Origin of the sequence: Collinsella tanakaei YIT 12063 (assembly GCF_000225705.1) — a bacterium.
Taxonomy (GTDB): Bacteria; Actinomycetota; Coriobacteriia; order Coriobacteriales; family Coriobacteriaceae; genus Collinsella; species Collinsella tanakaei.
In genome coordinates this window covers 128,572-139,117 of sequence record NZ_JH126467.1, presented here as the reverse complement: position 1 = coordinate 139,117, position 10,546 = coordinate 128,572, and the positions used below count along the sequence as shown (strand labels likewise).

Genomic DNA, 10,546 nt, shown 5'->3' with positions numbered 1-10,546 from the left:
GCGTCGCCAACGTCGCGGTCGCCCGCGAGCTCGCCTGCTGGGCCTGGGAGGTCGGCAGGCGCGCCGAGGGGACGCTCGCGTAGCTCCCCGGGGCCCACATAGCCTTCCCGCCGGGAGGGCCCGCGCTTCGACGCATCGCCGGGACCGGCTCACGACCCTTTTTATGGGCAGCCCGAGGGCCGCGCCCGACTATCGAGACTCCAAGGTTTTTCGAAACGACGGTCCCGGACGCAGAATCGAAATGCGGTAGCGCGCGGCGACATACCTGAACCCGCACGCCGCGCCACGAGCCCGCGGATATTAGCTTGCCAGGCGAGCGACGACTAACGAGCATCCGCGCGGGCCCGACCGGTCGTAATACGAGAAGGTCCGGAAAGAAATTTCCGGACCTGGCAGCTTTTGCCTCTTGACAATGGCTTTCTCATATTAAAAAGGGGCGACGCTCTCGCGCCGCCCCGTTACTATGCCCTTTGGTATCACCCTAACTATCGATCTGAGGGACAGATACGATGCGGTTGTTCTTGCGGACCCGCCGGTGATTCCTTCTTAAGCCTGACCCCGATACCATGTCGGGAAAAGGTGGCGTTCTCGAAACGCCTGAATCGCTACTCGGCCTCGGTTTCACGAACGGCGGGTCCGAAGTTTGCTATCTCATCGTTGTACATCGGAACCACCTCCCGTTTCGGTCGCTTAACTTTGGAGCGACTGCCTTTACTCATTGCTATATGTTCCCGCACTCCACCGGACTAAACATCCAACATGAAACCGTGCGCGAACGGCAGGAAAACGTCCGCGAACGGCGCGTTCACAAACGTTGAAATTCGTTAGCGAACGCTCAGAACCATTCGCGGGCAAGAAAGCCGCGACTACTAGGCGATATGGCCCAAGAAATCCTTTGTGCGCTCAGACTTCGGATGGTCGAAAACCTCCTCGGGCGTACCCTGCTCCACGATCACGCCGCCATCCATAAAGATCACGCGGTCAGCCACATCGCGCGCGAAACCCATCTCATGCGTCACCACGATCATGGTCATTCCACCGCGCGCAAGATCGCGCATAACGCCCAAAACGTCGCGGACCAACTCGGGGTCGAGCGCGCTGGTCGCCTCGTCAAACAGCATGACGTGCGGATTCATGGCAAGCGCGCGGGCGATGGCGACGCGCTGCTGCTGGCCGCCGGATAGCTGCGAGGGCATAAAGTCCACGCGGTCGGCAAGGCCAACCTTTGCAAGCTCCATCTCGGCGATGCGCTCGGCTTCCTCCTTGGAGCGCTTGAGCACCTTTTGCTGCGCGATCATAACGTTGCGCTTTGCGGAGAGGTGTGGGAACAAGTTGAACTGCTGGAACACCATGCCCAAGGTAGAGCGCACCTTGTTGATCTCGACGCCCTTCTTGGTAATGTCGACGCCCTCGACCACAATCGATCCGTTCGTAGGCGTTTCAAGCAGGTTGACGCAACGCAACATGGTCGACTTACCGGAGCCGGATGGACCCAGAACAACCACCACTTCGCCGCGGTGCACGTCCAAGTCGATGCCGCGCAGAACCACGTTGTCGCCGTAGGCCTTATGCAAGCCATGAATTTGGACGACGGGCTCCTCGATTGCGTCAGCAGCCCCACCATTTGGATTATTGCTAGTCATTTCACTCATCGATCTCACTCCCTACAGGCCTGCGATGTGATCGGGCGGGGTGGGCACAACGGTACCGGCGCTCTTCTGGGGCTTCTTGCCGGTGGGACCGGCGTTGGTCCCGGCGATAGCACCTGTGAGGCGCGCTTCAAGCATGCTGACCACGCGTGCAAGGGGCAATGTAACCACCAGATAGAATAGGGCGGCGACCACGTACGGGGTAATGGAGCCGGTAGTCGCCACAATGGTTTTCGCATACATGACAATTTCCATAACGCCCACCGCGGCAAGCAGCGAGGTGTCCTTATACAGCAAAATGAACTCGCTGGTAAGAGTGGGAATAACGTTGCGGAACGTCTGGGGAATGATGATCGACACCATGGTTTGCGTGGCGCTCATGCCAAGTGAGCGCGCGGCTTCAGACTGGCCCTTGGGGATGGACTGGATGCCGGCACGGAAAATCTCGCACAGGTACGCAGCGGAGTTCATGGCCATGACAATGACGCCCAGCGCGTAGTTATCGATATTGATGCCAGCCAAGGGCAAGCCAAAGAACGCGATATATATCTGCAGGAACGCCGGCGTGCCGCGGATGAGGTTTACATACACCCCGGCGATGGCGCGCAGGATCCTTGATTTAGAGATGCGCATGAGGGCGAAGATGAAGCCGAACGGAATCGCCAGCGGAAACGCCACCAGTACAATCGCAAGCGACATCAAGAAGCCGGTAAAGATGATTGGCAGGCTGCTAACGATCAACACCGGATTGAAGAACAGGCGTAAAAACGTATTGGAATTCCACGCCTGAACCCACGCCTGTTCCTCAAGGAAGGTCTTGAACTGGTCAAAGGGGGTAACGCCCTTTACGGTAACTGCGGGAATGCCCTCAACATCATGCTCGGAGCCATCCTCTAGCGCATAGGTGCCCGTGCATTGCATATCGCCTCCTGCAGCGGGAAACACCACGCCGTAAAGTTCAAGACGGAAGAACCTGCCCGCGGGTGCCGCCTGGGGAAAGGTAAGGCGCAAGGTCTCGCCGTCCTCCTCCATCTTGGGCTCGATAAACTCGCGGTCCATAAGGTCTTCGCCGGAAAGCATGGTCACGCGCAGGTCCTCAGTGGTGTAGGTGGTGCCCGCGGGCACGGTGATGGAAAGGCCCTTCAACGCCTCGTCCGCATCCGCTTGGACTTCCCAGGTGATACGCGTCTCGGATCCGCCCAGCACGTCGCTGCCGGAATCCCCGTTGGGTCGGCAGGTGAGCTTCTCAACCTCGAGCGCTTGAGCCTGGGTGGGCGCGACCGTCACGGCAAGGCACGCCGCCAGCGCGGCGCATGCAAGCACGGTGGTGCCCAGTGAGCGCATACGGACGAGGATGCCCTTGTGACGCGCATCTTTGCTACAAGCACCCCTGCAGGCTGAATCGCGCCAATTCGCATCGAATCTCGACGTTCCCCTGATCTCCATCGTCTTTCCCTTCTTACCAAAAACCATAACCGGGGCGCTGCGAAACCCGGCACCCCTTATGCCGCGAAAGCCCTCCTCGCTCGCAGGCGGGGAGGGCCGTGTTTCCGCAGTGATAAAAACCTTTACTTGATGTTGTACTTGGTCATCAGTTCGTCCACGGTGCCGTCCTCGGTGAGCTTGTCAATGGAATCGTTCAAAGCGTCAAGCAAGGCGGTGTTGTCCTTGTTGACGGCGATAGCGTATTCCTCGCCCGTAGAGATCTGCTTGATAACCTGCTCATTGCTAAAGGAGGTCGCGACCAGCTGGGCGGCGACGGAACGGTTGGTCACCAAGGCGTTCGCCTGGCTGGACTGGACGGCGGCGAAGCAGTCGGTAGCGTTCTTAAAGGGAACCAGCTCGGCGTTGGGGAAATTCTCCTTGGCAAAAGCCTCGGCGGTGGAACCGGACTGGACGGCGATCTTCACGCCCTCGACGTTCAGTGCATCAGCGTAGTTGTCGCCGGTGATCTCGGTGTTGTCAGCCATGGTGACGATGGCCTGGTCATCCATGTAGTAGGAGTCGGTAAAGCCAACCTCCTTCTCGCGCTCGGGAGTAGCGGTAATGGCGGCGATGCCCATGTCGTACTTGGTGCCGGAAGCGACGCCGGGGACGATGGTGTCGAAGTCGACGTTCTCAATCTTGAGCTCGAGACCCAGGTCGTCGGCGATGGCCTGCGCGAGTTCCAGGTCAAAACCCTTGTACTCGCCATCCTCCATATACTCAAAGGGCTCGTACTCAGCAGAGGTGCCAATGGTCAGCGTGCCGTCGGTCACCAGCTGCATGGTATCGGAACCGGAGGCGTCCGCGCTGCCCGCGGAATCCGCGGGGGCGCCGGAGTTGCCGCAGCCGGTCAGGGCCAACGCACCGGCAAATGCGAGGGATGCGGCGACGGCACCCAGCTTCTTCATCTTGAACATATGCAATCACTCCCAAAAGCGAAAAGTAGAAGCTGCTTTCCCTTCACGCAGTTTCTTTCGCTGCAGTATACGCTTTCTTGCATATGCGGCACCTAAAGATGCTTGAATGTTTCCCCTTTGTTTCATCAATGATGAATCGTTATGCACGCAGTATGCACGAACAAGAAACGGCTCCACCCAAGTACGAGAGGAGCCGTATTCAGAACGGGGGCGATTGGATACGCTTTCATCCCATGCAGCCAGCACGCATGGGAGCGACGGCCTAACCCGCCAGGCCGCGCAGCAGCTCGATCTCGCGCGCGTAACCGGGAAGCTCGTTGGGGGTTTCCAAAATGAACGGCAAGTCGCGCAGAACGGGATGAGTCACGATGCGTTTGAACACGTCCATGCCGCCACCAAGGTCCTCGCTGCCAAGGTAGCCCTGACCGATGACCTCGTGGCGGTCCTTATGAGCGCCGCAAGGGTTCTTGGAATCGTTGAGGTGCGTGGCGCGCAGGCGGTCAAGGCCGACCACGCGGTCGAACTCGTCCAAAACGCCGTCCAAATCATGGATGATGTCATAGCCCGCGTCGCTTACATGGCAAGAATCCATGCAAACGCCCAAGCAGCCATCGAGCTCCGGACGGCGCGACACAACGCCCTGGATAATAGCCGCGACCTCCTCAAAGCTACGACCGACTTCTGTGCCCTTGCCCGCCATGGTCTCAAGCAAGACGCAGGTGGACTGACCCTCAAACATCACCTGGCACAAGGCCTCGACAATGAGCTCGATGCCGCGCTGGGCGCCCTGGCCAACATGCGAACCGGGATGGAAGTTGTAGTACTGACCGGGCAGCATCTCCATGCGCTGCAGGTCCTCCGCCATGGCGCCTAGCGCGAACTCGCGGGCGCTCTCCTTTGCCGAGCAAGGGTTATAGGTGTAGGGCGCGTGCGCGACCAACGTGGCGAACCCATGTTGGTCCAGAATCTCGCGCAGGCCGGCGACGTCCGCCGGGTCAAGCGCCTTGGCGTTGCCGCCGCGAGGGTTACGGGTAAAGAAGGCGAACGTGTTGGCGCCTATGGACAGCGCCGTCTCCCCCATCGCCGTATAGCCCTTGGTGGTAGAAAGATGGCATCCTATCGAAAGCATGGGTTGGTTCCTTTCTTGTAAACGCCCATATGTGGGGCGATTTTCATGCATACATAGATAATGAATATTACTTGAGGTTATATACATATTGTATGCATTCGCATCCAGATAACGGACTTGCTCGCAAGCCCTGCTCGTCCAAACGCTACTCGTCCGCAACCTCTACGCCCAAGAGGCTGGCGAGCTCGAGCGCCTGGGAGGGCGAGACGCGCGCGCCACGAAGCTCGCGGTAATCGGACGAGAGCACGGGCGCCGAGAACTCGCAGCTGCTCACATCGATACCCTTGAGCGGCGTACGGAACACGTCTAGGCGCACCAGGTCGCTTTGCTTGAGCTCGCAGCGCTTGAGTCGAACGCTTTGCAACGCGGCCTCGCGCAGGCGAGAAGAGGTTACGCGCAACTGGTCGATCGAGGTCTCGGATAGGTTCGCGAGCGAGAAATCCGAATCCGCGATGAGCACGCCCGCCAAACGGGAGGACAGCAGGTTGAGCCCCGGCGCGGAGCACGAGATGAAGTCGCAGCGGTTAAGCCACGCGCGCTCCATAGAGACCCGGGTAAAGCGGCAGCTCTCAAAGCGCACGTCGCGAAACGTGCAACCGGAAAAGTCGACGCCATCGAACTGGCAGGAGCGGAAGAGAACGGTATCAAACGTCGCCTCGCCCGCATCCTCACAGGCGAGCTCGACCCCGTGGACAGACGTGTTCGCAACCAGCGCCTCGCCCTCTGCAAACGCGTCGAGCAGCTGGTCGAAGCCGACGTGCTCCCCAATCGAATTTGGCACGCGGGCAAAACAGCGCGCGCGTGAAGACCTATCCATATATGCACCCTCCAATCCGCATCCTCCATTCGCTGCGCATCATCATACCCGCCCGACTGCCGCGAGCGTCCGCGGGTATTATGTAGAGCAACAAAAACGGGTGCGCACGAGAGGAGCCAACGTGATCAACACCTTTTGCAAGACGCCGCTTTGGGAATGCAGCCGCACGCTTATCGCCGTGGCGCAAGGACAACAGCCTGCCGAGACCGTCATTCGCGACGCAAGACTGGTCAACGTCAACACGCGCGAGGTCCTGGACCATATGGACGTCGCCGTAAGCTGCGGACGCATCGCATACGTGGGTGACGCCGAGCACTGTATAGGACCCGACACCAAGGTGATCGACGCCGCCGGCCGCTATCTGGCTCCGGGCTTTTTAGACGGGCACATTCACGTGGAATCGTCGATGATGGGCGCCGCCCAGTACGCGCGCGCCGTGGTTCCGCACGGCACCGTGGGCATCTACTGGGACCCGCACGAGGTCGCCAACGTAGTCGGGCTCGACGGCGTCAAGGTAATGGTCGAGGACGCGCGCCGCACCCCGCTCAAGGCCATGGTGACCACGCCCTCGTGCGTGCCGGCGGTTCCCGGCTTTGAGGATACGGGCGCCGCGATAAGCCCCGATGACGTTGAAGAGACCATGTCCTGGGACGCGGTGGTAGGCCTAGGCGAGATGATGAACTTCCCCGGCGTTCTGGCGGGAGCCGAGCACCCCTTGGGCGAGATCGCCGCGACGCTTAGGGCGGACGAATGCGTCACCGGCCATTACTCCATCCCCGAAACCGACCGCGGCCTCAACGCCTACGTGGCAAGCGGCGTGCGATGCGACCATGAATCGACCCGCGCGGAAGACGTGCTCGCCAAGGTGCGCCTGGGCCAGTACGCGCAGCTGCGCGAAGGTTCTGCATGGCGCGACCTGGCCCATCTGGCGCCGGCGATCACTTCCGGCGCCATCGACACGCGGTACATGAACCTCATCTCGGACGACACGCACCCCAACACGCTGGTCGAGAACGGCCACCTGGACCACATCTTGCGCCGCGCCGTGCAAGAGGGCGTCGACCCCGTTATCGCCTTGCAGATGGTGACCATCAACACGGCCACTTGCTTCCACATGGACCACGAGCTTGGCAGCATCGCCCCGGGCAAGTGCGCGGACATGGTATTGATGCGCAGCCTTGTGGACTTTGACGTGCAGATGACCCTGATCGACGGCGACGTGGTGGCTGAAGACGGCCGCGCGCTCTTCGAGGTCAAGGGCACGTCCTATCCGGAATGGATTCTCAACACCATGCACTTGGGTCGAGAGATCACGCCGGAAACCTTCCGTATCCCCGCGATAGATTCGGGCGGTGAACCCCTTACCGGCCCCACCGCCCTCGTCCGTGTTGTCGAGGCGATTCCAGGCCGCGTGAGCAACATCGAGCGCCATATGGCCGTGCCCGTGGCCAATGGCCAGCTGCTCTGCGACACCGGCCAAGACGTGCTCAAGGCCTTTGTCTTCGAACGCCATCACGAGACGGGAACCTTTGGGTACGGTTTCACCAGCGGCTACGGAATCCACGGCGCCCTGGCGCAGACCGTGGCTCACGACGCCCACAACCTATTGGTCGTCGGCGACAACGATGAGGACATGGCCATAGCGGCGAACGCCCTGGTGAATTGCGGCGGCGGAGCCGTCGCCGTGCAGGACGGACGCGTCCTGGGACTGGTGGAGCTGCCGGTGGCAGGCCTTATGAGCACCAAGCCGTTGGAAGAAGTCGCGAGCGAGGTGGCCGGCCTGGAGCGAGCCTGGACCGACATGGGCTGCTCCATGCCCTCGCCCTTCATGACCATGGGCCTCACCTCGCTCGCATGCCTGCCCGACCTGCGCCTCACCAATCGCGGCCTGGTCGACTGCAACGCGTTCAAGTTCGTTCCTCTTGTTGTGGACGAGGAATAGCGCGAGTTTCCAGCCAACATAAACCCCTGCTTGCATTACCCCACCATCTTGATAGGGAGTGTTAAAAAACGCGTTAGTGCGGAGGTTTTGTCAAATAGCGCGTTAGTGCGGTTTGGATCAGGCCTAACACGAATTGCTTATACATCGAGCAGAATCACCCGGGCCATCTAGCTCGGGTGATTCGTTCACGTTATTCATAAGGCACCCTTGCTATTCCTCTCCCATTCCGCACTAACGTATTATTTGACACTCTAGGGACCACACTAACGCATTATTTGTCCTAACCTCCGCACTAACTCACTTTTTGTCCCAGCCCGCGCGTGGCGTCCAAATAGCTCGCAACCATAAACCCGGCGCCAAGGACAAAAAACAGGCACCCTACCCAAAGAAATCGCTTGTCGCGCTTCCATATCAGCACAATAAGCGAGATGACGCATGTCGCAAAAGCTACCAGAATGCCGTCGAATCCCAAAAAGCCAAAGGAGACAGGGGACGCCGGGCAGCAAGAGGAACGCCGGAAACACCATTAACAGAATCGCGACCGTGAGCGCGACCTTGATAAAGAACCTACCGCTTCCCTTGCTTGTCGCGGCGTTCCATGACGTCCTCCATAAGCACCGGGGCGCATTGCCAAAACCCGTAGCGTTATGCAATTCGTACCCGAGGACGCACGGAAAGAGAGAGATAGAAGCCGCGTAAAGGGCGAAGGTCCGTTTCGCGGCAAACGGCAACAACAGGTATGCATAAGTATGTGGACGATGCAACGCGTCCGCTACCGCTCGGTTGCAGCGAGCAAATCCTCTGCCTGCATGGCGATGCGGGTCTTATCCCATTCGGGGGCCTCATAGACGCCCTCGGTCCAAGCGGCGGCGGGCAGCACAAAGCCCTCGCCCTCGCCGCCAACAACGGTCGCCTCCACGTAGTTCAACAGGTCGACCAGCTGGCGGCGCACGTTGGCGCACGCGTTCTTGCCGCCGGCGCCGCTTATGGCCACGGGCATGTCGGTAAGCGACACCGCCGCATCATGATCGCCAGCAACCTGGGGCCGGCTCAGCCAGTCGAGCACGTTCTTCAGCGCGGCGGGATAGCTGAAATTGTACTCGGGCGTGAAGATCCAAACCCCGTCCGCCTCATCCACCTGCCGGCGCATCCGCTCCACGGACGCCGGGGCGGGAAACTCGATATCCTCGTCCATAAACGGCACGTCCGAGTAGTCAAGATAGTCGACCTGGGCCCGATCGCCCACCACATGCGCGGCATAATCCGCAAGCACGCGGTTAAACGATCCCGCTCGCAGCGAACCAACTATGAACAGAAGCTTTTTCCGAGCGTCCGTCGCCCCCTCATCCGCCTTGGTCGCAATGGCTTCTTTGGTCCCATTGGCCTTACACATAATCCCTCCAGGGTGAAATATCCTACTATTTTCATAGACTTTTCTTTTGATACCCCGCAGCCCTCATCCCAATACGGCTAATTCCACATCCATCCATCGATATGTAGTGCTAACCTATCGACAACACATGGAAAGCTCCGATTATCAACGCGAGGAGGGGCTATGGGACGCCCGAACTCCGGCGGATTGCCATGCAAAACAGCTGCCCGGCGCGGCGGCGCACGCGTCTACAGCCCCGGGGGCTGCGGTTGCGCGCTGCTGATGTTTCCCGTCGTAGCTGCCGGCGCGGGAATCGCGCTCGCCTTATCCGGCGTGGCGCTTATGGCTGCGGTCTGCCTAATAATCGCCGTAGGCATTACCGTCTATTTTGCAGTGACAGCGAATAGGCGTCGCGAACAGGGCAAGACGCTGGGCGGATGGATCATAATCCCCGCCGTCGCGCTATATGCGGTCTCAATCCCCTATCTTCTCTTCTTTTGGTGGTTCATGAGCCACTAGCGCTCACACACCGGAAAGGCTACTCATGGAGCAAATCGAATCGCGCGGACACGCCCGCGCAAGCCAAAGCGCCCCGCAGGAGACGCCCGCACTTGAAGTAGAGGACCTCTCTTACGGCTACACCGCACGCGACCTAGTATTCGATTCGGTCGATTTCGAGCTCTACGCCGGCGAGGTCGCATTTCTAATATGAGTTGAACATTGTCAAGTGGCAAAACGTCCCCGCCCCCGGGGAGCTACCGCGGGGGGCGGGGACGACCTATCTTCACCCGGGGGACGCGCCGCTTGAGGGCGTGTCTGCTCGACGCACGTTCGGCACTCTAATATCCGCGGGTCGGAACCGCATTTCGTTGCTACGGCTGGGGGCCTCCGGCTTCATCGCAGTCTCGTGGCGGGCGTGGCGGTCCCCCGCTGCCCAGAAAAAGGAACTGGAATGGCCTCCCAACGGCCTCGAGCGCGGCGCGCCCCGGGGTCGGACTCCTATCTCGCCGCGGGCGCTACCGGACCATGAGCGCTATCGCCCAGACCCAGCAGGCCATCTCGCGGGCCGTCGCGCAGTTCGCCACGCAGGGCCTCTTTCCCGCCTGCGACATGGCGTCGCGCCTGTCCTGCAGGCGGCGGTTGCACTTCGCGGCGTGCCTCGACGCCGCCGGCGCGACCCCGTGGCCCGGCCTCGGCTTCTTGGGGTGCGCGTCGACATCGGCACGTGCCACGAC

At 60.4% G+C, this 10,546-nt stretch carries 10 protein-coding genes; 4 read left to right on the top strand and 6 right to left on the bottom strand.

The window, feature by feature from the left end:
* Window positions 1-869: 869 nt before the first annotated feature.
* The 5 genes from HMPREF9452_RS00665 to HMPREF9452_RS00645 all read right to left on the bottom strand — a co-directional run bounded on the left by HMPREF9452_RS00665 (window position 870) and on the right by HMPREF9452_RS00645 (window position 5,997).
* Window positions 870-1,652 carry an amino acid ABC transporter ATP-binding protein gene (locus HMPREF9452_RS00665; RefSeq protein WP_009140161.1) on the bottom strand — a complete coding sequence of 261 codons (783 nt, stop codon included), beginning with the start codon at window positions 1,650-1,652 and terminating at the stop codon, window positions 870-872.
* Between the two features lie 12 nt (window positions 1,653-1,664).
* Complete coding sequence (locus HMPREF9452_RS00660) at window positions 1,665-3,095, bottom strand: amino acid ABC transporter permease (protein ID WP_009140160.1); 1,431 nt, start codon at window positions 3,093-3,095, stop codon at window positions 1,665-1,667.
* Between the two features lie 122 nt (window positions 3,096-3,217).
* Entirely contained in the window at window positions 3,218-4,051 is an 834-nt protein-coding gene (locus tag HMPREF9452_RS00655) for an ABC transporter substrate-binding protein (RefSeq protein WP_009140159.1), read from the bottom strand.
* Window positions 4,052-4,313: 262 nt separating this feature from the next.
* A complete protein-coding gene (locus HMPREF9452_RS00650; RefSeq protein WP_009140158.1) occupies window positions 4,314-5,180 on the bottom strand; it encodes a deoxyribonuclease IV in 867 nt (288 codons plus the stop codon).
* A gap of 145 nt (window positions 5,181-5,325) precedes the next feature.
* Complete coding sequence (locus tag HMPREF9452_RS00645; RefSeq protein ID WP_009140157.1) at window positions 5,326-5,997, bottom strand: pentapeptide repeat-containing protein; 672 nt, start codon at window positions 5,995-5,997, stop codon at window positions 5,326-5,328.
* A 121-nt stretch (window positions 5,998-6,118) separates the two neighbouring features.
* On the opposite strand from HMPREF9452_RS00645, the gene ade reads away from it, so the two are divergent.
* The gene (gene ade / locus HMPREF9452_RS00640; RefSeq protein WP_009140156.1) at window positions 6,119-7,939 is read left to right on the top strand and encodes an adenine deaminase; all 1,821 of its coding nucleotides are present in this window, start codon (window positions 6,119-6,121) and stop codon (window positions 7,937-7,939) included.
* A 772-nt stretch (window positions 7,940-8,711) separates the two neighbouring features.
* Here the strand turns inward: ade and HMPREF9452_RS00635 are convergent.
* Window positions 8,712-9,332 carry an NADPH-dependent FMN reductase gene (locus tag HMPREF9452_RS00635; protein ID WP_009140155.1) on the bottom strand — a complete coding sequence of 207 codons (621 nt, stop codon included), beginning with the start codon at window positions 9,330-9,332 and terminating at the stop codon, window positions 8,712-8,714.
* 162 nt (window positions 9,333-9,494) lie between these two features.
* Between HMPREF9452_RS00635 and HMPREF9452_RS00630 the strand changes: the two genes are divergently transcribed.
* From HMPREF9452_RS00630 to HMPREF9452_RS12090, 3 genes are all read left to right on the top strand, one after another.
* The gene (locus HMPREF9452_RS00630; protein ID WP_009140154.1) at window positions 9,495-9,830 is read left to right on the top strand and encodes a hypothetical protein; all 336 of its coding nucleotides are present in this window, start codon (window positions 9,495-9,497) and stop codon (window positions 9,828-9,830) included.
* A 25-nt stretch (window positions 9,831-9,855) separates the two neighbouring features.
* On the top strand, window positions 9,856-10,023 hold the full coding sequence (locus HMPREF9452_RS11705; protein ID WP_009140153.1) for a hypothetical protein: 168 nt from the start codon (window positions 9,856-9,858) through the stop codon (window positions 10,021-10,023).
* A gap of 314 nt (window positions 10,024-10,337) precedes the next feature.
* A partial coding sequence (locus HMPREF9452_RS12090) for a hypothetical protein (protein WP_222703955.1) occupies window positions 10,338-10,546 on the top strand: 209 nt, incomplete at its 3' end.